General features: G+C 46.6%; 18 protein-coding genes. 7 read left to right on the top strand and 11 right to left on the bottom strand.

The genetic code is table 11. From position 1 onward, the window contains the following. Window positions 1–19 precede the first annotated feature (19 nt). The 6 genes from EOO49_RS17735 to EOO49_RS17710 form a co-directional block, all read right to left on the bottom strand. Entirely contained in the window at window positions 20–1,006 is a 987-nt protein-coding gene (locus EOO49_RS17735; protein ID WP_290848165.1) for an alpha/beta hydrolase, read from the bottom strand. A 199-nt stretch (window positions 1,007–1,205) separates the two neighbouring features. Next, on the bottom strand, window positions 1,206–2,738 hold the full coding sequence (locus EOO49_RS17730; protein ID WP_290848163.1) for a sigma 54-interacting transcriptional regulator: 1,533 nt from the start codon (window positions 2,736–2,738) through the stop codon (window positions 1,206–1,208). 59 nt (window positions 2,739–2,797) lie between these two features. Further along, window positions 2,798–3,088, bottom strand: a complete 291-nt coding sequence (locus tag EOO49_RS17725) for a GNAT family N-acetyltransferase (RefSeq protein ID WP_290848161.1) — start codon at window positions 3,086–3,088, stop codon at window positions 2,798–2,800. Window positions 3,089–3,117: 29 nt separating this feature from the next. Beyond that, window positions 3,118–4,473 (bottom strand): sigma-54 dependent transcriptional regulator, encoded by a 1,356-nt coding sequence (locus tag EOO49_RS17720; protein WP_290848159.1) that lies wholly within the window; start codon window positions 4,471–4,473, stop codon window positions 3,118–3,120. Then, window positions 4,448–6,745 carry a histidine kinase dimerization/phosphoacceptor domain -containing protein gene (locus tag EOO49_RS17715; RefSeq protein WP_290848157.1) on the bottom strand — a complete coding sequence of 766 codons (2,298 nt, stop codon included), beginning with the start codon at window positions 6,743–6,745 and terminating at the stop codon, window positions 4,448–4,450. Before EOO49_RS17715 ends, EOO49_RS17720 begins: the two co-directional genes overlap by 26 nt. A gap of 79 nt (window positions 6,746–6,824) precedes the next feature. Then, window positions 6,825–6,962, bottom strand: a complete 138-nt coding sequence (locus tag EOO49_RS17710) for a hypothetical protein (RefSeq protein ID WP_290848155.1) — start codon at window positions 6,960–6,962, stop codon at window positions 6,825–6,827. A gap of 206 nt (window positions 6,963–7,168) precedes the next feature. On the opposite strand from EOO49_RS17710, the gene EOO49_RS17705 reads away from it, so the two are divergent. The 4 genes from EOO49_RS17705 (at window position 7,169) to EOO49_RS17690 (ending at window position 10,940) form a co-directional block, all read left to right on the top strand. After that, window positions 7,169–9,403, top strand: a complete 2,235-nt coding sequence (locus tag EOO49_RS17705) for a DUF5686 family protein (RefSeq protein ID WP_290848153.1) — start codon at window positions 7,169–7,171, stop codon at window positions 9,401–9,403. Between the two features lie 196 nt (window positions 9,404–9,599). Then, window positions 9,600–10,100 (top strand): antitoxin Xre/MbcA/ParS toxin-binding domain-containing protein, encoded by a 501-nt coding sequence (locus EOO49_RS17700; RefSeq protein ID WP_290848151.1) that lies wholly within the window; start codon window positions 9,600–9,602, stop codon window positions 10,098–10,100. Beyond that, window positions 10,101–10,583 (top strand): RES family NAD+ phosphorylase, encoded by a 483-nt coding sequence (locus tag EOO49_RS17695; RefSeq protein ID WP_290848149.1) that lies wholly within the window; start codon window positions 10,101–10,103, stop codon window positions 10,581–10,583. Then, window positions 10,584–10,940, top strand: a complete 357-nt coding sequence (locus EOO49_RS17690) for a hypothetical protein (protein ID WP_290848147.1) — start codon at window positions 10,584–10,586, stop codon at window positions 10,938–10,940. It begins immediately after the preceding gene. Window positions 10,941–10,959: 19 nt separating this feature from the next. On the opposite strand, the gene EOO49_RS17685 is transcribed toward EOO49_RS17690, so the two are convergent. From EOO49_RS17685 to EOO49_RS17665, 5 genes are all read right to left on the bottom strand, one after another. Further along, entirely contained in the window at window positions 10,960–11,349 is a 390-nt protein-coding gene (locus EOO49_RS17685; RefSeq protein WP_290848145.1) for a hypothetical protein, read from the bottom strand. Window positions 11,350–11,353: 4 nt separating this feature from the next. Then, on the bottom strand, window positions 11,354–13,624 hold the full coding sequence (locus EOO49_RS17680) for a cation:proton antiporter (RefSeq protein WP_290848143.1): 2,271 nt from the start codon (window positions 13,622–13,624) through the stop codon (window positions 11,354–11,356). A gap of 266 nt (window positions 13,625–13,890) precedes the next feature. Continuing rightward, the gene (locus tag EOO49_RS17675) at window positions 13,891–14,613 is read right to left on the bottom strand and encodes a response regulator (protein ID WP_290848141.1); all 723 of its coding nucleotides are present in this window, start codon (window positions 14,611–14,613) and stop codon (window positions 13,891–13,893) included. Continuing rightward, on the bottom strand, window positions 14,582–15,328 hold the full coding sequence (locus EOO49_RS17670) for a histidine kinase (RefSeq protein ID WP_290848139.1): 747 nt from the start codon (window positions 15,326–15,328) through the stop codon (window positions 14,582–14,584). The genes EOO49_RS17675 and EOO49_RS17670 overlap by 32 nt, the downstream gene beginning before the upstream one ends. Before the next feature lie 29 nt (window positions 15,329–15,357). Continuing rightward, entirely contained in the window at window positions 15,358–17,622 is a 2,265-nt protein-coding gene (locus EOO49_RS17665) for a cation:proton antiporter (RefSeq protein ID WP_290848184.1), read from the bottom strand. 224 nt (window positions 17,623–17,846) lie between these two features. Here EOO49_RS17665 and EOO49_RS17660 point away from each other — a divergent pair, with 224 nt between their 5' ends. From EOO49_RS17660 to asnS, 3 genes are all read left to right on the top strand, one after another. Continuing rightward, window positions 17,847–20,273, top strand: a complete 2,427-nt coding sequence (locus EOO49_RS17660; protein ID WP_290848136.1) for an MMPL family transporter — start codon at window positions 17,847–17,849, stop codon at window positions 20,271–20,273. A gap of 87 nt (window positions 20,274–20,360) precedes the next feature. Further along, complete coding sequence (locus tag EOO49_RS17655; RefSeq protein ID WP_290848134.1) at window positions 20,361–21,662, top strand: serine hydrolase; 1,302 nt, start codon at window positions 20,361–20,363, stop codon at window positions 21,660–21,662. Between the two features lie 1,617 nt (window positions 21,663–23,279). Next, on the top strand, window positions 23,280–24,713 hold the full coding sequence (gene asnS / locus EOO49_RS17650) for an asparagine--tRNA ligase (RefSeq protein WP_290848132.1): 1,434 nt from the start codon (window positions 23,280–23,282) through the stop codon (window positions 24,711–24,713). Window positions 24,714–26,195: the final 1,482 nt, after the last annotated feature.

The following is a 26,195-nucleotide window of genomic DNA, read 5'->3' as shown; positions in this document are numbered from 1 at the left end:
TATTAATTATTAATTGATTTCACGGTTTCAGATAAAATCGCAATTCGGCCGCAGCCTGACGGAAAAGCACGCCAACTTCGGGCAAATCGGCGATCGGATTGAGCAAACCGAAATCGTGGATCATGCCTTTGTATTCGACGAAAACGACACTTGCGCCGGCTTCGTCAAGTTTGCGTCCGAACGCATAAGCACCGTCGTTCAAGACATCGGCTTCAGCATACGGAATAAACGTTGGTGGGAATTTGGCGAGGAGTTCGGCACTTGCGTTGATTGGAGAATTGTAGATTTCCTCGCGTTTTTGGACATTCGGTTCATATTGGTCGTACATCCATTCCATCAAAGGCGTCGTCAAAAAGCGATCTTGCCCGAAGCGCTTGTAAGATTCGTGGTCGAATTTGGCGTCGACGATTGGCCAAAGCATGATGAGATTCGTGATTTTCGGGCCGTTGTTTTCTATCGATTTGATCGCGGTCACGGCCGTCATGTTTCCTCCGACGGAATTTCCAACGACCGACAAACGCGTGCCGTCGACACCAATTTCGCTTCCGTTTTCGGCAACCCATTTCGTCGCGGCATAAATCTCGTTGACGGCTGTCGGATATTGCGCTTCGGGCGATGGCGTATAATTCACGAAAACACCGACCGTTCCTGAGTTTACGACCAAATCGCGAACCATTCTCTTGTGCGTTGGGAAATCGCCCAAAACCCAGCCGCCGCCGTGGATGAAGATAAAAACGGGCAATCCGTCTTTGGCGTCTTTCGGTTTTACGATGTTGAGTTTGATTTGGAAACCGTCGGCGGCAATCGTTTTTTCGGACTCGTCAATATCCGAATAATCGAATGTGACCGAAGCTTGTGCGCCCACCAAAACTTGTCTTGCGTCGGCTGGCGTCATCTTCTCGAGTGGTTCGCCTCCTCCTGAATTCAAAGCGGTAAGGAATTTTTTGGTCTGGACCGAAATCGCCGGATCTTGTTCGAAAGCGATGGTTGAACTGTTGTCTTTCATGATTGAAAAGGTTTTAAGATTGTACTTTGCTTTCTATGTCCAAAGTCGTTCCTAAAACAACATTTCTTTTATTGACAAGGCTTCGCGCGGTTTGGCGAATTGCTCATTTTACGAAATTTCGTAGATTTTACAGGCAGAACGGAATCTGATAAGAATCGACCCGATCCAAAGCGAGATATTGCTGGTGTTGATTCCGACTTTATAAATCGCGGGAATTTGTAGTAATTTGTTTCTTGATCCCGAGTTTCTGCATTTTGGAAATCAGGGTTGTGGCAGGTATTCCCAAGATTTTCGCCGCTCCGTTCGGGCCCGAAATCCTGTGCGAACACTTGACCAAAACCGACAGGATGTAGTCTTTTTCCATCTCGGCCAAAGTCTTTAGATTAAGGTCCGGATTTATCGCTCCCGATTTTTCCGAAGTTGGAAAATCGAGTTTCAAGATGGTATTCCCGTTTGTGAGCAAAACCGCGCGGCTCACGAGATTCTGCAATTCGCGCACATTTCCCGGCCAGGCGTAAAGCGTCATCGAACGTGAGGTTTCGGCCGAAAAAGCCATTGGTTTCCGATTGTTTTCGGAACAGGTTTTTTGCAGGAAAAAATTCGAGAGTTCTGGCAAATCGCCAATGCGGTCGCGCAACGGCAGAAGTTTTATTGGGAAAATATTGAGTCGATAATACAAATCTTCGCGAAAACGGCCGGCTTTCACTTCCTGCATCAAATCGCGATTCGTGGCCGCAACGATTCTCACATTGACTTTTATCGCAGCCAAAGCCCCGATTCTGGCGACTTCGCCTTCTTGCAACGCGCGCAACAATTTACCTTGAAGTTCGATCGGGATTTCTCCTATCTCGTCCAGGAAAAGCGTGCCTTTGTGTGCCATTTCGAACTTGCCTTTCTTGCGTTGGAGTGCGCCCGTGAAACTGCCTTTTTCGTGTCCGAACAATTCGCTTTCGAGCAGATTCGCGGGAATAGCCGCACAATTCACGCGAACGTAAGGTTGGTTTTTTCGAGCCGATTTTTGATGGATTGCCGATGCGACGCCTTCTTTTCCGGTGCCGCTTTCACCCGAAACCAAGACGCCTGTGTCGGCCGGAGCGACTATTGAGATCAGCCTTTTCACTTCGGACATTTCCTTTCCCGAGCCCACGATCTGCGCAAAATCCGAGACATCGAAAACCTCGTGGATTTCATCGGAATTGTCAGTTTTCGCATTGGAGTTCCGCGACAGAAAATTGCAGGCCGTGATCGAAAGTTGGTTCGTCAGAAATCTGAAAATTCTCACGATCGAACGTTCCGGGCCGTTTACTTCCTTGTATAAAAAGAATGCGACGACTGAATTTTCGGGGCATCGCAGCGGAATCGCCAAAACGCTTCTCGATTTTAGGTTCGCGCTGGTAAAAATTCCCGAAGAAAGTTGTTTGGACGGAATCGGAAGCAAAATCGCGTCGGGCGAAGTCGTTGCTTTCTGGAAGAATTCGTCGGCTGGAAATGCTGATTTCGCCAGTTTTCCGAATCCGAAAGAAGCCAATATTTCTACCGATTTTTCGTCGGTCTGTCTTGCCAGATAAAAAGCTTCGAAACCCAAGTCGGATTTCAATTTCGGAATTTGTTTTTCGAGGTCGGCTGCATTTACGACCGAAGCCAAAACCAATGACAGTGCTTGGACTTGCGAGAATTCCATTTCTCGTTCCTGCAATCTTGCGAGTAAAACTTTAAGATCGTCGGCTGCCATTTACCTTTTTTTTTGACCGTTAAAGATAATTAACCAAGTTTAGGTCTTTCGTGTTTCGACTACTTTTTCCAAACATCGGCAAATTCGTCCGGATGGCGCTTGAACTGCGCAAAAACGTAAGGACAAAGCGGATTGATCTTTCGATTCGAATCGCGGGCGCGGCCAACCAAGGCGTCGAGCAACAATTTCGCGAAATTCCTCCCCGCGAATGCTTCCGAAACTTCTGTGTGATAAACCGTGATCGCGTCGTCGTTTTCTGAAATCACCATTTCTCCCGCGTGTTTTCCGTCAGACAACAATTCGATTTTCCCTTTGCGCTTTTCGTCAAGAACGACTTCGATTTTTTCCATGCCAACAATTATTAATTACTAATTATTAATTAAACGTATCCGTTGCCAATCCCAAGTTTCTTCATCTTAGCATACAAAGTCGCCGGCGACATCTTGAGCAATTCCGCAGCGCCGCCCGGCCCGAAAACCTTTCCCGAAGCCGCGTTCAATGCTTTTAGGATGTGGCGTTTTTCCATTTCTTCCATCGACAGCAATTCGCCTGATTCGAAGGTTTCTTCTTGGGTTAAATTTTGCGGAAGATCGAGCGTTTGCACAATTCCGTCCTGACTCATCAAAACCGCGCGTTCGATGCTGTGTTCGAGTTCGCGGATGTTTCCCGGCCAATCGTATTTCGTCAGTTCGTCGAGCGCTTTTTGGGAGAAACTTTTCACGGGTTTCCGCATTTCGGACGAGAATTTCTTGAGGAAATGTTCGGCCAGGATCGGCAAATCGTCGAGGCGTTTCCTAAGCGGCGGAAGTTCAATCGGAAAAACGTTCAGTCGATAGTACAAATCCAGTCGGAATCTGCCTTCGGCGACTTCTTTTTCGAGATTCCGATTTGTCGCGGCAATCACGCGGACGTCGACTTTCACGGTTTTTTCCCCGCCCAGGCGCTCAATTTCCTTTTCCTGCAAAACCCGCAATAATTTCACTTGTGCGTCCAACGGCAATTCTCCTATTTCGTCGAGAAAAATGGTTCCGCAATCTGCTTGTTCGAACTTTCCTGCGCGAGAAGTTTCGGCACCCGTGAACGCGCCTTTTTCGTATCCGAACAATTCCGATTCCACCAAAGTCGCGGGCAAGGCGGCGCAATTCACGACCACAAGCGGATGTTCTTTGTGGTGCGACAACTCGTGAATTGTTTTGGCGATCCTTTCTTTTCCGGTTCCGCTTTCGCCCAAAATCAATACCGAGGTTTCGGCCGGAGCGACAATGGCGACTTTTTCCAGAACTTTCATCAGTTGCGGACTTTTTCCGACGATTCCGTCAAAACTCGAAAAATCAGAGGTTGAAACCGCGTCGGAAATTCCTTTTGTCAACTTGAATTTGTAGCGCGCAATGTCTAACATCACAAGCAAATCCTTCTCTCGGAATGGCTTCACGAGAAATCCGTAAGGTTCGGTTTCCTTGACTTTTTCGAGAATCGATTGGTTGGTGTTGGCCGAAATATAAAGGAACGGACGCTTCTGGGAAATGAGTTCCCAAGCCAGGTCGATGCCCGTCAAATCGCCTTGCAACATGATGTCAAGCAAAACCCAATCGGGATTTTTGGCCGCAATTATCTCTCGCGCCTGAACGACCGATGCCGCGATCCCGACGACTTCATAACCCGCTTTTTTGAGCATGATCTTGAGGTCGTTGGCCACGATAAATTCATCTTCAACCAGTAAAATCTTTTCTTTCATCTTCGTTCGGCACTCGTTCTTGTTCGGGTAGTTGCGTGTTCTTTTTGAATTGGATCTGAACCTTCAGTCCGTCTTGGTTTTGGAGCGAGAATTCGCCTTGCAGCTGGCTCGCGAGTCCTTGCATGAGATTCATTCCGAGCGAATCGGTTTCGGCCAAATTGAAATTTTCGGGCAAACCGACGCCGTTGTCCTGAATCGTGAGTTGGTACTTCTCGTTTCCGATGTTTTTGAGCGAGATCGAAATCGCACCTTTTGCCACATCCGGAAACGCATATTTTATCGAGTTGTTGATGGCTTCGTTAAGGATCAATCCGACCGGAACCGCTTGCGCCACGTCGAGTTCGAGCGAATCTGTATCGACTTTGTAATTGATGCGTTTGGTGCTTTCGAACGAATCTTTGAGGTAACTCACAAGCTCGTGAATGTACCAACCCATATCGATTTTGGACAGATTTTCAGATTGATACAATTTTTGATGGATGAGCGACATCGCGTGCATTCTGTGCTGGCTGTTCTGGATCGCCTGAATCGCATCTTCGTTCTCCAAATAAGCCGATTGCGTGTTCAAAAGACTGATCACGATTTGCAGGTTGTTCTTCACGCGATGGTGGATTTCCTTGAGCAGCCATTCTTTTTCGGACACCAATTTCTTGAGCAGATCGTTTTGTGCGTTTATTTCCTCTTGCTGGCTTTCCAGTTTTTTGTTGATGCGTTGTTTGAGGCGATATCGGTTTAAGATCAAGCCGATCACGACGACCAAAACAACGACGAATCCTATGAAAATATAGCGCGTGATCTTGTCATTCTCGATTTTGGTTTGCTGCAATTCTCCTTGTTTCCTGAGCAGTTGGATGTTTTTGTCTTTTTGCCTGGTTTCGAATTTGATTTCCATTTCAGAGAACTGCTTCATTTTCTCGGCGTTCGAAAACGAATCGGTCAAGGTTTTGTATTTGCGCAAGTGCTTGATCGCATCGAGGTATTTCCCGCTGGCCGAATCGGACAAAAAATACAATTGTTCAACGTTCGCCTGAAAGATCAAATTCGAAGTGTTTTTGTGGTAATCTCGATATTTTTCGATGTATTCGTAAGACTTCAAAGGTTGATGCGAAGCCTGCAGATATTTGATGACCGCCGGATAAAGATCGCCCACATAAACGCCTTCGCGCACAACTTGGTCCTCGATCCTGAGCAGTTTCTCGAAATGCGGACGCGCTTTTTCGGTCTCGCCCATCTCGCAATAGGTCACCGTGAACATCACTTCCTGTCGCACGATGCGGTCAAGTGATTTCGGCGGATATTTTTTGGCCATTTCGTTGAGGATTTCCACCGTGCGCTTGTAGTTTTTGCGCTGTTTGTGAATCGTCGCGATACTGAGCCAGAACTTTGAGATGTTGTCGCGGTCGTTGTTTTCCTTGGCGACTTCGAGCGCCTTTTCGAAATATTCAAGCGCGCGATCGAACTTCTTCAAATCGTCGCAAATGATTGCGATGTGGTTGTAGATCATGGCCATTTGTTCTGACCTGTCGTGGTTTGCTTCGGCGATTTCCTGCGCTTTCAGAACAATCGGCAAAGCTTTTTCGAAATTCCCGATGTGGCGATAATTGTTCGCAAGCAAAACATAAGTGCCTTGCGTGTCTCCATCTTTGATAGCTTTCGAAATTGCAAGCGATTTTTCGAGATAGTCGATCGATTCCTGATTTTCGCCATACATCTGATGAAAATCGGCCATGTCTTTTAATGCGACCGCGTACGGTTTTCCGCCTTTCGCGCCTAATCTCGCGTAAATTCCCAATGCCTTTCTTTGTTCTTCCATCTTGTTCGGAAGTTCTTCGGGCGTGGTTTTCCAGCGCTTGGCGTATTCGGTCATCGCTTCGGCTTGATCTGCCAAAAGTTCGCTTTCCCGCGCGAAGGAAATGGTTTTGGAGAAGCGATCGTAAGCCTGTTTTTCGCTTCCTTTTTCCCGCAAAATTCGGGCTTCAAGTAGTGTGCTTTGTGCGATTCCCTTTTTGTAATCAAGACTTTTCGAAAGTTTGAACGCTCTTTGGAAATGTGCCGATGCGCTGTCCAGATCTGCTTTAAGTTCGCCGGGTTTGGCCAACACATAATTCCCGAATTGCAGCAACAAATCGACTTTCTCGCGATTGTCTGAAGTTGCCGAAGCCAATTTTTTCCGCATGACTTTCACCTCGTCTTTGGTCTGGGCGAAAACCGAAACGCTCATCAATCCGAAAAGGAAGACCGACAACAGGTGATTTTGGAAAAATTTTCGCATGGCTAAAGATAGATTTATTTGGGCAGACGCGTTACAATTTGAGATGCGAACGCAGCATCCACGCCATTTTTTCGTGTTTTTAGAAATCGCGGCCTTCGACGTTCCAATGCGCCTTTCTGGCTTTGACATAAAGCACGAATTCGTCGGCGAGCAAGATGTTCAGCGAATTTGTCAGTTGTTGCAGCTGCTGTTCCGAAATTCCAATCTGGTTTTCCATGATTTTGTTTTTTGCACTTCGAACAATTGCGATGCCTCGGATGCAATCTGCTTAAAAACAGATATTTGCCCACAAACATTATTATGTTTTTTACGACATTTCGTAATTTTTTAGTCCGACTTTGATACTGAACCGCCATTCGAAAATCTGCCAAACTCTTAAAAAACACCGCAATAAAAATCCCAAAATGCTGTTTCTTTGTAACGATGAAACGCCTCTTTCTACTTGTTGTCCTGCTTTTCGCGCTGACGGTTCGCGCCCAATCGGATGCTTCGGGAATCGTGAAAAAGGCGATTGCGTCGAAAAACGCGAACGATCCGCAGCAAAAGCTCGCGACTTTCCGCATCAATTCCTACAACAAATTGCTCATCACGGCCAATCCGGATTCTATCGCAGGCCGCGTCGATTCTGTATTTATCGGAAAAAGAACGCCTCGCAAGCTGTTCGTCAAGATCGATTCGTCCGATTATCATTTCAAGAAATACATCGAGAAATACCATTTGTTCGAAAGCGAAAAAGTCTCGCGTTACGATTTTGCCGAACAAAGCCTCAAAGAAAATATCACGGGTGCAAAAATGGGCGGATTTTCGCAGCCGGTTTACGAAATCATGGGCGTAAAGCTGCATTCCTTCTCGGTTTACGACGAACATTACGAATTGCTCACGACCAAATATGCCAGTCCTTTGGCCAAAGACGCGCTTCGCAATTTCAACTATGAGTTCATCGAAAACGACTCGATCGACAATCGTGCCGTGGCCAAAATTCGGTTCAAGTCCAAACGCAAACTCCAAGGCGGCGGACTTTACGGTTATCTGTTCATCGACCTGGAAAATTTTGCCGTTGCCAAAGCCGAGTTCCGATTTTTGGGTGTGCTGCGATTGTCGGTCGTGCACGAATTCGAGTTTTATGACGAGCAGCAGTTGTGGATGCCTTCGCAGACGATCCTTAAAATATCTAAAGGGAAAAACAATTCCAACATCAAGATTTTGGGAGCGACGCTTGAATTCGATCCTGAAAATCAGGAAAGCCGACGCCAGAAATTCGCTTCCGACAGAAGTTACGTGCTCTCACAAACATGGTTTTCAGCACCCGAATTCGACATTGCGATCACGCGCCGACACGTGGCCGTCGAGTCTGAAATCTTAGTGAATGCCGTGAAACGCGATTCGACATTTTGGAAACAACACCGATTGGTTTCGCCCGACGCGCGTGATTTGGCGACTTACCGCGCGCTCGACAGCATTTCGCGATCGGAGAAAATCGAGAGCCGATTGCGTTTGGCGCGAAAGTTCCTGAACGGCTACATTCCCATCGGGCCGATCGATTTGGGCTTGCGTTATTTGGCGACCGTCAACAATTACGAAGGTTTTAGACTTGGCCTCGGCGGAATTACCAATGACAAGTTTTCGAGTAAATATCGGCTTGAAGGTTATGCGGCTTATGGTACGAAAGACGGCCGTTGGAAATACAGTTTTGGAGGCGCGGTTCGACTCGGGAATTACACCGGAAGTTGGGTTGGCGCGTCTTACACCGACGATTTGCAAGAGATCGCATCGGTAATTTTCGCTACTGACAAACGACCTTTCAAGATTTACGACGCGCGTCCCATCAACATTTCGACTTTTTACAACCACAAAACCTGGCGCGGTTATATCGAAACGAGGATTATCCCAAAAACAGAATCGGTTTGGCAATTGACTTACAGCCAGATCGAGCCGCGATTCAATTATCTGTTCAATTACCGCGAGAAATTGTATGGGAATTTCAACTTGACTTTGGCTTCTGTCGGAATTCAGTGGAATCCATTTTCGAACTACATGCAAACGCCGGTTTCGCGAATCGAGACCGAAAAACGCTTCCCGAAATTCACGTTCCAGTTCACGCAGGCAATGCCGAAATTCACTGACAACGACTTCAGTTTCGGGAAAGTCGATGCGCGTGTCGACTATGAGAAACCGTTTCTCGACGGACAGAAATTCTCGGCTTTGTTCCAGGCTGGCTTGGCCTACGGAAATATTCCGCTGACGCATTTGTACAACATGTCGCCAAACAATCCCGTCAAGGACCATATTCAGCAACGCCTGACTTTTGCGGGTAAAAACAGTTTCGAGACGATGTTCTACAACGAATTTTTCTCGAGCCGATACGCGATGTTGCAAATCAAGCATTCGTCACCGAGGTTCGAGATCTCGAAAAAAGTGCGTCCGTTCGTGACTTTGGTTTCTCGCGGCGCTTTTGGAAGCATGGACAATCGCGAACAGCACATCGGTTTTGACTACAAGACCATGGACAAAGGATTTTTTGAATCCGGATTGGAATTGAACCAGATTTACAGCGGCCTCGGACTCGCCGGATTTTACCGTTACGGAACATATTCGCTGCCCAATTTTGAAGACAATATCGCAGTCAAGTTGACTTTTACGCTGAACTTGGGGATTTGATTGGAGCGGAATTTGGGTTGTGATGTAAATTCTGCAGATTTGTCACATCGCGTTTTGTGGTTCTTAATCGGAACTTCCAACCCAAAACCACAATGACTATACGCTTGCCCGAAACACTTTGACAATCGGCAATATTTTTTGAAAGCTGTTCAATCAAAGCAAAAATGCTTTATCTTTGTAGCAAATTTGTTGCTTTATGACAAAAGCCATCCGAAAAACAAAACCGTTCGACATTTCCAACAGCCTTGAAATCGCGAGGGAAAAAGCCGTCGAAGAAAAAAAATCCACGTTGAAAATCGTTGGGAAAGAGTACGCCTGGAGCACGAACATCGAGCGTGTCAATCTGGTTCGCGAAGGCATTCCGTATGACTCGATCGAGGTTGTGAGCAAACGACTCAACAATCCCGTGAAGTCTGTGTTGGCGCTGCTTGGCATTCCGCAAACCACTTACAACAAAAAGAAAAGTGAACATTCGATGCTCGACAGCCGCGACAGTGAACTGATCGTTTTGATCACGGAATTGATCGACTACGGACTCGAGGTTTTCAACCACGAAGAGGAAAAATTCCAGCGTTGGCTCAAGAAACCGAATCTTTCGATAGGAGGAAATTCGCCAGAAAGCATGCTCGACACGATTTCGGGCCTGAACGAGGTGAAATTCAGTTTGAACCGCATCGAATACGGGAATTTTGCCTAAATGAAAGTTTTTCGCATCGAAAGGGAAAAGTACCTGAAAACGACGCTTTCGGGAATTGGCGCGTCCACGAGCGAAGGTTTTCGTTGGAACAGTTTCAACACGAGAATCGTGTACACGGCCGAAACCCGCGCGCTTGCAACACTCGAAGTCGCGGTGCATCTCGATTTGAGCGAAGATTTGCCCACCGACAGATTTTACGTCGAAATCGATATTCCGGACAACATCCAGATTCTCGAGGTCGATCTGGAAGTACTGCCCGAAGGTTGGGATTCGAAACCACCGATTCTGGTCACACAACTCATTGGCGACGCATTCGCGAATCGCAACGAAGCCGCGGTTTTAAAGGTTCCGAGCGCTGTCGTGCCTTATGAATTCAACTATCTGATAAATCCGAATCACGCTGATTTCAAGCACGTCAAGGTTTTGAAAACTGTGAAAATGCAGTTTGATTCGAGATTGACCAAAACGAATAACTTTCGCTAGATGAACGGCTTATCTGAAACAAATCCGAAGAGAAAACCAATCCAAATATTACGTTGGTGGGAAATCAGACGCATCGTTTTTAACCTGATCCAAATTTTGCTCGTCGCGATTTCGTTGTGGATTCTCGGACTCAGGATTTTCGACATGGAAATGGGAAGCGGCGATTATTTCCTGCTTTTGATTTACGTCGGACATTTGCTGATCGCCAATTTCATCTACACTTTCGGATGGATCATCGAACTCGCCAGACCGAGAAACACCAATTTTGCACGCAAATTCTTCCTTGCGATTTTGGTTTTGTCGAGCGTCGGATTGGTTGCGCTTACCGCGAGTTTTGCTTTTATTTTGTGGAGTTGAAGCGATAATTCTGCAATAATCAGAAAAATTTGTATCCGATGCCGAATGTCCAGATTTGCCTGTCGTTGTTGTCGTATCCGTAATAAGGAACTATCAACATAACATGTTTGTATTCGGCGACAGGACCGACCGCAAGTCTTGGAACGGCTTTGTCATCGCGGATAAAAAGCGAAGGCATCGCCCCGAAACCAATCTTGAAATTCTTGATCCGAACTTTAAAACTCGGGCCGCCGGCATTGATTCCGACGGTTTTTTCCCCAACCGAAACCGCCAACATTCCATCGAGTCCGTATTCGATCCGTTTTTCCTCTTTGGGTTTTTCCGATGGCGCGACTTCGGCCGTTTGCGCAAAAGCGGCGGCTGACGACAATCCGAAAAAGACCGTCGCAAAAAATGCTTTTATGTTCATTTGGTTATGGTTTTATGATGAGAACCGAAGGCGTATCCGTAAGCCAAACGCTGTGTGAGTCGACGAGTTTTTTCCAGCTTTCTAGACTGATCAAAAGCAGATCTTGTTCCTGCAGGAATTCCTTGTTGATGATTTTGTCGGAACGCATCGCGATGTGATTTGGCGCAATCTGTTCGATGTGTCGGATGGTTTCGCGCATTTGGGTCGTGTTTTTCGAATCGCCCGAAGCCTCGAGAACCGTGACTTGAGCGCCGTTGTTGTGAATGAACTTTTGGGCGTATTCGACCAGGAATTCGTCATCGGCAGAAAAAATCGGAAGGAAAATGCGGTTGAAATCCTCGTTTTTCTTGTCCAAAAATATTCCGACAGGCATTTTGGCCGACAACACGATATGGCGCGTTCTCTCGTCAAATGGCGAATTCTCGAACAGACCTTCTTTTCCCGTAAACTTGTCGATCAGACGATCCGGGTTGATGATTTGAGTCGTGAATCCGAGCACTTTTCCCAAAAGCGTTCCTTCGAAAATCGACTGTCCGAGCCCGATGAGAAGCAAATCGTAATCGCCGTGATTGGCTTGGTGCGTAATGTCGTTGTTGATGTCGTTGGTGACCTTGAAGTCAGTATTGACGGGCTGATCCAAGATTTCCGACTCGACCAGAATCGGGGCAAAAACTTTTTTCTCGTAATCTTTCAAGTCGAACGAATGCATTTCCGAACTCAACGACAAATGCAATGCCGTGATGCCCGTATTGCTGCTTTGTTTCCGCGTAAGCGCACTTGCCAAACGAAGCAAAGTCTTTCCGCTTTGGGAATTGGCGAACGAAATCAGGATCCTGAATTTGCCTCTGCGCTCGATTTCTTCAGGCACGATCGATTTTGGCTTTCGCCAGATGTAATTTATGAGGTCGAGACTTGGCCCGGTCATGAATGTCGTGATCAACGCCATCAAGACCATCATCGTGAAGACTTCGGTGGTCAGAACGCCCAAATCGTATCCGATGTTCAGCACGACCAATTCCATCAGACCGCGAGTGTTCATAAGCGCTCCGATCGAAAGTGAATCTTTCCAGTTCTGTCCGACGAATTTCGCCGCAATCGTGCTTCCCAGGAATTTTCCGCCGACGGCAACCGCGATTATCCAACCGCAAGTCGACCAAAGCGATGCATCGTTCAAAAGGCCGATTTGTGTTCGCAGTCCGGTGAAAACGAAAAACAACGGAAGTAATACGATTACCGAAACGTCCTCGATCTTGTCGATGAAAATGTTCCGGAATTTTCCGCTTTCGGGCATGATCACGCCAGCCATGAAAGCTCCGAAAAGCGCGTGGATTCCGATAACTTCTGAAGCGTAAGCCGATATGATAAGCGTCAGAAGGAAAATCGCCACGACAGGTTTGCTCAGACTTTCGCGAGTCGAATTCAAGTCTCCGACGCGTTTCAAAAACGGACGCACGACTTTGAGCATCAGGATCACGTACACGATTGCCATCGCGATGATGTAAAGCGAACTCACGAACGATCCGGCCTTGACGATTGCGATTACGGCGGCCAAAATACACCAGGCCGTGATGTCGTCGGCGGCGGCGCAAGTTATCGCTATCGCGCCGAGTTTTGTTTTGTGGATGCCACGTTCCTGCACGATTCTCGCGAGTACTGGAAACGCCGTTATGCTCATCGAAACGCCCGTGAATAAAGCGAAGGAGACAAAATCGATTCCGTCAGGAGCGAATCTTTCATAAATAAAATAGGCCAATCCGACGCCAAGCGAAAACGGGAAAATGATACTCGCATGAGAAATCACGACCGCATCGTGAGCCTTGTTTTTGAGGACTTTGAGATCGAGTTCCATGCCAATGACGAACATGAAGAAAATAAGTCCTATCTGACTCAGGAATTGCAGGTTTCCCAGCGATTCTTTGGGGAAAAGATGTGTCGAAAACTCGGGCCAATACATTCCGATGAGCGACGGTCCAAGCACGATTCCGGCAATGATTTCACCAATTACCGACGGTTGCCCGATCTTGCGGCTAACCCAACCGAAGAATCTTGCCACGAAAATAATCGTCACGATCTGCGCAAGCAAAATCGCAAGCGGATGCTCCAAATTGTGGACCATCGAGTTCACGAAGTCGTTCCAATGCCCGGACTCTAATGGTTTGTCGCCTATTTCCCGCCCGACTTCAAGCGATTTTCCCGTGTCGATGATCCAATACATCAACGCGCCAAAACCACCGATGATTGCTACGTAGAACAGAGCGTTCCTAATCTTTCCCATACTGCTGTTTGTTTGTGGCGCGAAAGTGCGAAGTCTTTTCGGTCGGGAAAAGTGCTTTGGTTGCCAATTTACGGGAATTGTAATGAGTTGGGGAAATATTGTAATGAGTGCGGATTTTGCGGATTTCCAAGCGCTCGAAATTTTGACCCTGTCACCGTTTGTAACCCTGTCACCGTTTATAACCCTGTCACCGTTTATAACCCTGACAGGGTTAGAAAAGTAAGGAAGTCGAACTTGCCTCGATTACAGATTTCCTGTAAAAAATGTTAAACTTTTCCAGCCTTGGAATAAAAATCAGCCTTATAAGTTTCAGACAAAGAAACCACGCGATTTTTCCCATTCTCATCGACAAGATCAACCTCGATCGAATTGTTCGAAAACGCGCGAACAGCCCGAATAGACACGATTTCCTGTTTGTTGACGCGGCAAAATTCGGCTTCAGGCAATTGTTCCAAAAGCCTGGTGAACTTGATGTTTTTGAGTAGGATTTTGGTTCCGTCGTCGAGCAGAATCGTTTTGTCGCGAGAATCGTTTTCAGCAGTGGAAATCATTGAAATCCTGTGAAAATACACGATTGAACGCCCTTTGTCGGTTATCGGTTGGAAAAAATTCGGTTTTTCGATCCTGGCCGAAAATTGCTGGATCGCTTTGTGGATCGCTTTTTCGAGACGTTCCATTTTCACGGGTTTCACGATGTAGTCGACGGCCTCTAAATCGAAAGCGTCCGAAGCGTAATTTTTGTAGGCGGTCGTAAAAATGACGAGTTTGTCTTTTAGCGCCGATGCGAGTTCAAGCCCTGAAATTCCTGGCATTTCGATATCGGTTATACACAAATCGAAGTCCAGCGCGTCCTTATCCGACAGGAATTTCTCAGGATCGTTGTACGCTTTGACGACCTCGATTTCCGAAAGTTGTCCGCACAGCATCTTGAGATAGGCCAAACCGGGAAGTTCGTCGTCAAGCAGAATGCATTTCAGTTTTGAATCCACGCAAATCGATTTTTAAATGAGCCGTATAAACCTGATTTTCAGAGAATCGCTCCAATTTGAAACGCTCTTTGTACAAGATGGAAAGTCGTTTTTCAAGCGCGTTCACGCCAATTCCGGACTTGTCTTTATGAAGCGCTTTTTTCTCGGAAATCTTGTTGGAAACCGTGAGCGAAAGCGTGCCCGAAGCGAATTCGAAAACCACCGAGATAAACGAATCGGAATTCTGTAGATCGGCGTGTTTGAACGCATTTTCGATCAGGTCGGTGACGACCAACGGTGCGAGGATTTCCTGGTTGTACAAACTGTCGGCCTCGTCCAATTTGGTTTTCACGCGCAAATCGAACAACGGACTCACCTTGATTTTGTTGATCTCGATCAGATTCAGCGCAAAATCTATTTCGGCTGAAGGCGACACAAAACGCTTTCGGCTTTCATACAGGATGTAGTCGAGCACGTTGGCGAGTTTGTCTAGCGCAAAATAGGTTTGATAAGCGTGAGATTGTATCGAATTCAGGATGTTTTTAAACAGATGCGGATTGAGGCGCGATTCGAGATTCTCGAGTTGCAGATCGTGCACTTTGCTTTCAAGCTGGCCAAATTTGGTCTCGGACAATTTCTTGAATCTGTTCACCGAGAAAAGTCGGAAACACAAAAAAACGACCGCCATTGCAAGCAAAACCGTGATCGTAAGCAATATGGAATTGGCGTTTTGCATCGATGCGAAGGAACGAAATTTCGCCCGAATTACGGTTTGATGATCAAAATCGACGGCACATTCGAAAGCCAGACGCTTTGTGAATCGACGAGTTTTTTCCAGCTGTCGAGACTCACGAGCATCATATCGTGGCTTTCGAGGAACTCTTTTTTCATCGTGCGATCGACAACCGTGTTCGTGCTTTGCGGGAATTTTGTCCGCAACAAATCCGTTTTTTCAGATGGAATCGCATTTCCGGTCTCATCGACATTGTCCATGATCGAGATCTCGGAATTGTTGTTGTGGATGAGTTTTTTGGCATAATCCGACAGGAAATCGTCTTCGGGACTGAACAACGGCATGAAAATCTTGTTCAGGCTGTCGATTTCCTTGTCTACGAAAATTCCTACAGGCATTTTGGCGCGAGTCGTGATCTGGCGCATCCTTTCGCCAAATGGAGAATTCTCGAACAGGCCTTCTTTTCCGATGAACTTGTCGATCAAACGATCCGGATTGATGATTCTGGTCGTGAATCCGAGCAATTTCCCAAGAAGCGAACCTTCGAAAATCGATTGTCCCAAACCGACGAGAAGCAAATCGTAGTCGCCTTTGTTGGCCACGTCGATAATGTCTGTGTCGATGTCGTTCGAGGCTTTGAAAACCGTCGTGATTTCCTGATCGATAGTTTCGGCTTCGGCCACGATCGGTGAAAACATGCGTCTTTCGTGTTCTTCGAGGTCGAAAGTGTGTAATTCGTTGCTCAAAGTCATGTGCAAAGCCGTGACCGAACCTTGTTTGTTTTCCTTTCGGACGAAACTGTTGGCAAGCCTTAACAGCGATTTTCCGCGTTTTGGGTTTCCGAATGAAATCAGGATTTTGTAACGGGAATCCGATTGGATTTCGTCCGGAATCACGGCAGTTTTGCTCTTGAAAATGTAGTTGATGAAATCGAGTGCCGGTCCGGTCATGAAAGTCGTGACGAGCGCCATGATTACCATGATGGTAAAGATTTCGGTCGACAAAACGCCCAGGTCGTATCCGATATTCAAAACGACCAATTCCATCAATCCGCGCGTGTTCATCAACGCACCGATCGTGAAACTGTCGCGCCAGCTTTGCCCGACGAATTTCGCCGCGAGCGCGCTTCCCACGAATTTTCCGGTAACGGCGACCAAGATCACCCAACCCATGACTTCGAACAATTCGGGTTTGTCGATCAGCCCTATTTGGGTTCTCAATCCGGTGAAAACGAAAAACAACGGCAATAGCAAAATCACCGAAACATCTTCGACCTTCTCGATCAGAATGCTCCTGAAACGCGTGTTGTCAGGCATTATCGCTCCGGCCATGAACGCTCCGAAAAGCGCGTGGATTCCGATTATTTCTGAAGCATAAGCCGAAATGATAAGCGTCAGAAGAAAAATCGCAACGACCGGTTTGCTCAGGCTCGAACGCGAATTCTTGAGTTCGGCAACGCGTTTCAGGAACGGACGCACCACGTTCAACATCAGCAAAACGTAAACGATTGCCAACCCGATAACATAAAGCGAACTCACGACCGAACCGGCTTTCACGATCGCGATTACCGTGGCCAAAATACACCAGGCCGTGATGTCGTCGGCGGCGGCGCAAGTGATTACGATCGCTCCGAGTCTGGTTTTGTGGATGCCGCGTTCCTGCACGATCCTGGCCAAAACCGGAAAGGCCGTGATGCTCATCGCGATTCCGAGGAAAAGCGAGAACGACAGGAATTCTATGCCTTGGGGCGCGAACGATTCGTAGATGAAATAAGCGAGCCCGACGCCCAGCGTGAACGGGAAAATGATGCTTGCGTGCGAGATCACGACCGCGTCATTGGCTTTGTTGCGAAGCGCTTTGAGATCGAGTTCCATGCCCACGACGAACATGAAGAAAATAAGTCCTATCTGGCTTAGGAATTGCAGGTTTCCGAGCGATTCCTTCGGAAAAAGCAATGCGGAATATTCGGGCATGTAAAGTCCTACGACCGATGGCCCGAGCACGATTCCGGCCAGCATTTCCCCGATGACCGTCGGTTGGCCGATCTTTCTAAAAAACCATCCGAAAATCCTTGCGACCAAAATGATCGTAATGACTTGGCAAAGCAGCAACGCCAAAGGATGTGACAGATTGTGCACCATCGAATCGACGAATTGGTTCCATTGGTCCTTGACCGAAATCGGCACGACATTTCGTCCGGTTTCAAGGTGTTTGCCTTGGGCGATGATCCAATACATCAACGCGCCTAAGCCACCGATCGTAAGGACGTAGAAGATGGAATTCCTGAAGTTTTTCATGTTCGGTTGGTCGAAAGCGTCCAAATATACGGATTTTGCCTGCGAGAACGTTTCGCATCGGCTTGACCGCGACAAAGAATTTGGGAAAACGCTCGATTCTTTGCATGAAATTTTCTCGAGAAAGCGGCATCTGTTAAAATTCCGTCAAATCTTCAATAATAACAAAGGACTCGCAGGGTAAAACCGTCGGCGATTGCCTAAATTTGCGACCTCAAAAACAAGGAATGGCAAAGTGGTCTAGTTTGGGCACCTGGGAACTTATCGCGCGAATCGTGTTGCGCAACAAGATTTTGATGCTGATTTTGGTGGCTGTCATCACGGCTTTGCTCATCGGACAATGGAAACACATCAGGTTCAGTTATACCGAGGCGAATTTGCTTCCGGCCGACGATCCGACGAACATCGAATACAACGCTTTCCTCGATAGATTCGGCGAAGAAGGTAACCTGATCGTCATCGGACTCAAAGACTCGACACTCTTTACACCAAAGATTTTCAGGAGTTGGACGAAACTCATGACGAATATCCAAGCCGACAAAAACGTCGATCTGGTCGTCGATATACACAATCTCAAGAAACTCCAAAAGAACGATTCGCTCCAGACTTTCGAGCTCGCCGAGTTTACCGATATTTCCAAAACCCAGGATCCGGCTTACCTCAAATCGCTGCAAACCCAACTTTTGAACGACCTGCCGTTTTACGAAGGCTTGCTTTTCAACAAGAAATCGGGAACGGTGCGCGCGGCGGTTTACCTCGACAAAAAAATCGTGAACACGCTTGCCCGCAAGGATTTCGTGCTGAAAAAACTTGTTCCGGCAATTGCCGATTTCGAGAAGGAAACCGGCATAAAACCCAAGGTTTCGGGCATGCCTTACATCAGGACTTTGAGCGCCGAGACGATCAAAAAAGAAATCGGGCTTTTCATTGGCGCCTCACTTTTGGTGACTTCACTTTTGTTCTTTTTCTTCTTCAGAAGTGTTCGTGCCACGGCGATTTCGGTTTTGATCGTGGTCATTGGCGTGCTTTGGTCATTCGGATTCCTCGGACTTTTCAATTACCAAATCACCGTTTTGACCGGCATGGTTCCAGCCTTGGTGATCGTGATCGGGATTCCGAACTGCATCTTCCTGACCAATAAATACCATCAGGAATATTTCGTGCACCGCAACAAGGCCAAGGCTTTGCAGCGCGTTACGACCAAAATCGGGATGGCGACTTTCATGACGAATGTCACCACGGCGATAGGTTTTGCGACTTTCATCACATCGAACAACAAACTTCTGATAGAATTCGGGAACGTCACAGCAGTCAACATTTTGGGACTGTTTTTCCTGGCCTTGGTCTTGATCCCGATTTGCCACAGTTATATTCCGGCGCCCAAACCACGTCATCTGCGCCACTTGGAACGCGGTTCGGTCAAAGGTTTCATGGACTGGATTCTCGACACCGTAAAACACAAACGCTTCTCGATCTACGTGATCGCAATTGGGCTTATGGTGATTGCGCTGCTCGGAATTTCACAAATGCGCATTTCCGGAAGTCTGATCGAAGACATGCCCAAAAAGACGCCGTTTTTCAAGGACATCGTGTTTTTCGAGCAGGAATTCGACGGCGTCATGCCACTTGAGATCATGATCGACTGTAAACATCCGAAAGGCATTCTCAAACTTTCGACCTTGCACAAAATGGAGGAATTCGAAAAGGAAATCAACGAGATTCCGGAATTGTCCAAACCAGTTTCGGTCGTAAGTCTGGTCAAATATTCCAAGCAAGCTTATTACAACGGCAACCCGGATTATTTCGAGCTTCCGACTTCTCAGGAGCAATCGTTTATTTTGTCGTACGCTAAAAATGCGACCAAAGGCGGTAAACAGAATCTAATGAAATCATACGTCGATTCTACCGGAAGATTCGCGAGAATTACAGCCTTCATGCGCGATGAGAACGGAGAACAAATTCCGGCGATCGAAAAAAGGATCAAGACCGAAGCCGAAAAAATCTTCCCGAAAGAAAGATTCAACGTGATCGTGACCGGAAGATCTTTGGTGTTTCAAAAAGGCACGGGTTATTTGCTTGACAACTTGCTTTCGTCCTTATTGTTCGCCTTTGCCCTTACGGGATTGCTCGTCGCCTTCATGTTCCGATCGTTCAAAATGGTGTTGGTTTCGCTTATTCCCAATATGCTGCCCTTGCTTTTGACCGCCGGATTGATGGGCTTTTTGGACATTCCGCTCAAGCCAAGCACCATCTTGGTTTTTGGGATCGCTTTCGGAATGTCGGTCGACGACACTTTGCGGTTTTTGGCCCAATATCGCGAGGAACTCAAACGCAATAATTGGCGCATCAGGCGCTCGGTCTACGCGACTTTCAGCGACGCCGGATTGAGCATGTTCTATACTTCGATCGTGCTTTTCTTTGGATTTTCGGTTTTCATGTTGTCTGATTTTGGAGGAACGGTCGCACTCGGCGGACTGGTTTCGCTGACGTTGCTTTGCGGAATGTTGTCGAACCTGATGTTGCTTCCGGCGTTGGTCTTGACGCTGAACAAATCGCTGATCAACGAACAGGAAATGAAACCGTCGCTTATCGACATTGCCGAACATACCGACGAGGAAATCGAAAATTTGCCAAATCACAAAGACTTGAAATGATGCGATTTATCGGCGAAAATTCAAAAATCCGCAATTTTAAAATCTGACCTGACCAACCATTTCGCAAGCATTCCCGTCTTGTTTTTTATGAGACATTTTATCCCATTTTTGCTTTTGTTCGTTTTCGCTTTCGCGGATGCGCAACACATCGACGCCAGGAAAATCGATGCTTACCTCGACAATCTCGAAGCTTACGACCAAGGCGTCGGATCGATTTCAGTTTTCAAACACGGAGAAGAAGTTTACAGACGCGACTTCGGCCAAAGTGCGAATCCCAACCTAAAGGTCGACGCATCGACAAAATACCAGGTCGGATCGATCACCAAAGTCTTCACCGCGGCCATGATCTGGAAATTGATCGAAGCCAAAAAACTTTCGCTCGACACGAAACTCTCCGAATTCTACCCGAAATTCCCAAAATCGGACAAGATCACGATCAAACAAATGCTCGAACACACGAGCGGCCTCAAAGATTATATTCTCAAAAACGACTCCGTAAAATGGCTTTCGGTAAAAGTTCCGAAGCAGGAAATTCTAGCTGAAATCGAGAAACAAGGTTTGAAATTCGAGCCCGGAACTGGTGTAAAATACTCGAATTCGGCGTTTTATCTGCTAAAAGAAATTGTCGAAAAAAAGTACCATTCCACATTTGGTAAAATCATCCAAAAACACATCATTTCGCCCAACAAACTTGGCGATCTCGCCGCCGCCGACACCAATCCGACAAACATTTCCGAACCTTACAACTATCGCAACAAAGTCTGGACGAAAATGGTCGACTACGATTACGCCAACTCGATTGGCGTTGGAGATATTTCGGCCACTCCGGCGCAATTGAACCGTTTTATGCACCAATTGTTTCACGGCAAGATCGTCAAAAAAGCATCGCTCGCAAAAATGATTCCGGGCGAAAATGAAGAATGGGGACGCAATTTGATGCCGATTCCTTTCAGAGGCCGAATGTTCTACGGACACGCCGGTGACGCTTCCGGCTGGCATACCATCGCGCTTTATGACAAGCAAAACGACATCAATGTGGCCATTTGCATAAACGGACATCGCCTGGAACACAACGAACTTTATGTCGGGATTCTCGATGCGATCTATTCCGAAAACCAAGTTTTGCCGTTTTTCGTCAAGACCGATGATCTCGAGAAATATGTGGGGAAATTCCAGTCGAACGATCGCGCCTTGCAACTCGAATTTTACATGCAGAAATCCGGAGATTTGATGTGTCTGGACGTTTTGGCAGAAGTCGCTTTCCCGATGACGCCGTCAGCAACCAACAAATTCTATTTCAAACCACTCGGTATCAATCTCGAATTCAACCAAAACCTGATTTTCTTCGAGCAAAACGGAATCAAATTGATGTTGCAAAAAGTCGTTTGATATCGCTTTTTGCATGCTTAAAGCAATCGATAAAGCACTAAAATTCTTACGTGCTGATGACCGATTCCGGGAATTCTTTTCGGAAATACTATTTTTTCCGATTTTTTTGAAGCTGATTCCGGCTAACTGGCACTAGCTTTTTTTAAAAATCCGGTTTTTCTATGTCTTGAAACGAGCTTCCTGCGGTCGCTGTTTCAAGTCAAGAAAAATTCGGTTTTTTCTGCAAAAGGCTAGTTGCCCGCATCCGGGCTAGGGATTGTTGTAAGACGATCTTTTTTTTCTTTAAGAAATTGATCATTTTACTGAACCACTCTCACTCTCGAAACCTAAATAAATAAGCTTAGCTTATTTTGCTTTTTTCGGCAGCTGCGCTGCCACAGGCTTCTAATTTCTTTCGTCGCCTGTCCGGCGGGGCTTACTTTTACTTCATTGATTTTTATTGTTTTTTAAAGGATTGCTTCGCCAGTTCGCTGCGCTCGGGTCAGTGAACCTCGTTCCTCGGTTCGCCTCGCCGCAAAAGTAACAAAAAGGCTCGCGGCACGACCGATTTTGGCGACCTGACAGCCTCGGAAATTCGGGAATTAAAGGAACTCGCGGGAAAGTTTTCCCGAAACGACTCACTTTTGGGTCGCTCAAACAACCTTTAATTTACTACGCAAGCTCCGTCAGTTCGCGTTGCTCGGGTCGCGAATTTCCAGGACGTCAGGTGCTCGCCAAAACGCTCAAATGCCGGACTAAGCGGAAAGTGTTTATTGACATTTTTAACTTTGTTGAATCTTCGGGCCCGGAGATTTTTGTGAAACGACTTGCTCTCTGCTCGGGCCTCGATTTCCCTCGCTGTCGCTTTGGAAAAATGTGTCTCCGAACACCAAATTTCCTCAATCGCCAAAATCGTTTCCATAGCGTCGCCGCCGGAAACTTAGGGCGTTGAAAACCCGTGTTTCGAAACGGCCAAAAAACATATCGAAAATCTGTCGCAAACCGCATTTTACTAAGACCTAACAAATCTCTGAGATTTGTTAGGTCTGGGCGAAGTTCGGGGAAAAAACTGGGAGTTGATTACAGATTTTCTGTAAAAAATGTTAAGGATTTTGATCGTGCGATTGTTTCGCGCCAACGTGAAAACCTGAGACGTTCGATTAACGCCAACCCATCGTCGCCGTTTAAGACATAGCTTTTTTACTATGAAGACAACCGAAAACTCCTATCTTCCAAAACCCGTGCGATGAAAAGACCAAAGAGCATGTTGAAAAACTGTCGCAAGCCGCATTTTCCTAAGACCTAACAAATCTCCGAGATTTGTTAGGTCTGGGCGAAGTTCGGGGAAAACATCGGGAGTCGGTTACAGATTTTCTGTAAAAAATGTTAAGGTTTTTGATTGAAATGGTGTTTCGCGCCAACGTGCAAACTTGAAATTCTCAATCAACACTAACCCGCGGAAGGCGACGAAAGAAATCAAAGCACGCTACGGCGGCAGCCAGCAAAAAAAACCAACCCAGCGGAGCGAGTTCTATGCGACTCGAGAGTAAAAGGCCCGGTTTCACAGAAATCCTGAATAATAGAAAAAATGATAATTTTAGACCATATATTTGCATCCGTAAAAATTGTATTCAAAAAATGAACCACACGAAAATCAAAGACCTGCTCTGCTGCACAAAACCCCTGACTGACGTTACAGCCAAAGGTTGGGTGCGAACGTTCCGAAACAATCAGTTTATCGCATTGAACGACGGATCTTGCCTGAATAATATCCAGTGCGTCGTGGATTTCGAGAATACGCCAGAAGAAACGTTGAAGCGCATTACGACCGGAGCCGCGATTTCAGTAACGGGAGATCTGGTAGAAAGCCAGGGAAAAGGTCAGAAGTACGAGATTCAGGTCAAGGCAATCGAGATTTTGGGCGACTCCGATGCAGAGAAATTCCCGATGCAGCCCAAAAAGCACTCGTTGGAATTCTTGCGTGCAAACGCACATTTAAGAGTCCGCACAAACGCTTTTGGAGCGATTATGCGCGTGCGTTCGGTTTTGTCATATGCCGTCCATAAATATTTCCAGGACAAAGGTTTCGTTTACGTAAACACGCCAATCATTACAGGCGCTGACGCCGAAGGTGCGGGCGAAATGTTCCAGGTTACCGCCTTGCCATTGGACAATCTGCCAAAAAACGAAACCGGAGCGATCGACTACAAACAGGATTTCTTCGGAAAGCACACGAATTTGACGGTTTCCGGACAATTGGAAGGCGAGACTTTCGCTATGGCGTTGGGTCAGATCTACACTTTCGGACCAACTTTCAGAGCCGAAAACTCGAACACGTCGCGTCACCTCGCGGAATTCTGGATGATCGAGCCCGAAGTCGCGTTCAATGATTTGGACGATAATATGGACTTAGCCGAAGACTTCATCCAATATGTAGTGAAATACGCATTGGAAAATTGCGCCGAAGACTTGCAGTTTTTGGAGCAGCGTTTGTTGGAAGAAGAAAAATCGAAACCGCAAGCCGAAAGAAGCGAAATGGCGTTGATCGAGAAGCTGAAATTCGTGCTCGAAAACAACTTCAAGCGCGTTTCTTACACAGAAGCGATCGACATCCTGAAAGATTCGACTCCGAACAAAAAGAAAAAATTCCAATACATAATCGAAGAATGGGGCGCCGACTTGCAAAGTGAGCACGAGCGTTTCCTTGTCGAGAAACACTTTAAATGCCCGGTGATTCTTTACGATTATCCGGCGAATATCAAGGCGTTTTACATGCGTTTGAACGAAGACCAAAAAACCGTTCGCGCCATGGATATCTTGTTCCCGGGAATCGGCGAAATCGTCGGCGGATCGCAGCGTGAGGAGCGTTACGACGTACTCGTGGAGAAAATGAAAGTCCTCGGAATCGACGAAGAAGAACTCTGGTGGTATCTTGATACGCGCCGCTTCGGAACCGCGGTTCACTCCGGATTCGGGCTTGGTTTTGAACGCCTTGTTTTGTTTGTTACCGGCATGACGAATATTCGCGATGTCATTCCTTTTCCGCGCACGCCGCAGAATGCGGAATTTTGATAAAATTGGCTTCTTTTTTGGAGCCTTTTTTATTAGGAGCTTTTTCCGGCTGACAGGCACTAGCTTTTTTGTAAAAACCGGTTTTTCTAAGTCTTGAAACGAGCTTCCGTTGGTCGCTGTTTCAAGTCAAGAAAATCACGTCTTTTTCTGCAAAAGGCTAGTTGCCCGCATCCGGGCTAGGATTGTCGTAAGACGATCTTTTTTTTATTTAAGAAATTTCTGTTTTTCCTGAATCAATCTTGCTCTCGAAACGTAAATAAAAAAGCTGCGCTTTTTTTGGTTTTTTTCGGCAGCTGCGCTGCCGCAGGCTTTTAATTTCTTTCGTCGCCTGTCCGGCGGGGACTTCTTTTGCCTCGCCGCAAAAGTAACAAAGAGGCTCGCGGCACGACCGATTTTGGCGACCCGACAGCCTTGGAAATTCGGGAATTAAAGGAACTCGCGGGAGGCTTTCTTCGAAACGACTTTCTCTTTGGGTCGCTCAAACAACCTTTAATTCCACGAATTTCCAAGACGTCAGGTGCCCGCCAAAACGCTCAAATGCCGGACTAATCGGAAAGTTTTTATTGACATTTTTCCGCCGCTGTCGCTTTGGAAAAATGTGTCTCCGAATTACCTTTTCCCTCAATCGCGAGAATCGTTTCCATAACGTCGTCATCGGAAACTTCTATCTTCTAAAACCCGTGCTCCGAAACGTCCAAAAATATGTCAAAAATCTGTGGGAAGCCGCATTTTTCTAAGACCTAACAAATCTCTGAGATTTGTTAGGTCTGGCCGAAGTTCGGGGAAAAATCCGAAAGTTGATTACCGATTTTCTGTAGAAAATGTTAAGGTTTTTGAACCGAATTGTTGTTTAGGGCAAAACGTAAAAACCAAGATTCTCGATCAAAGCCAACCCATTTTCGCTGTTAAAGACATAGCTGTTTTTCCTAAGGAGACAACCGGAAACTTTTATCTTCTAAAACCTATGCCTCGAAAACACATCCAAATCCCTTGGAAAGCCGCATTTTTCTAAGACCTAACAAATCTCGAAGATTTGTTAGGTCTGGTCGAAGTTCCGGGAAAAAGCCGGGAGTTGATTACAGATTTTCTGTAAAAAATGTTAAGCTTTTTGAGCCGAATGGTTGTTTAGCGCAAACGTAAAAACTAAGATTCCCAATCAAAGCCAACCGATTGTTTCCGTCAAAGACACACCTGTTTTTTGCTACGAAGCCGTTTTTAGCGCAGCGAAGCAAGCTAAAAAGCAAATAAACACTTCCAATTAGTCCGCGGCCTAAGCACAAAACGCGGGCACCTGACGTCTTGAAATTTGGGAAAAAAGAGGCGTCAACAGCACAGCGCATTGTTCGCCTCTTTTCCAAATTTGAAGGCTGTCAGGTCGCGTTTTTGGTTCAGCCGCAAGGCCTTTTTGCTACTTTTGCGGCCAGGCAAAAGTAGTCCCGCGGAAGGCGACGAACTACAACATCCGGCAGCGAAGCTGCCGCA

It is taken from the genome of Flavobacterium sp., assembly GCF_004295795.1.
Classification (GTDB): domain Bacteria; phylum Bacteroidota; class Bacteroidia; order Flavobacteriales; family Flavobacteriaceae; genus Flavobacterium.
This window is presented reverse-complemented; position numbering and strand designations above follow the sequence as displayed.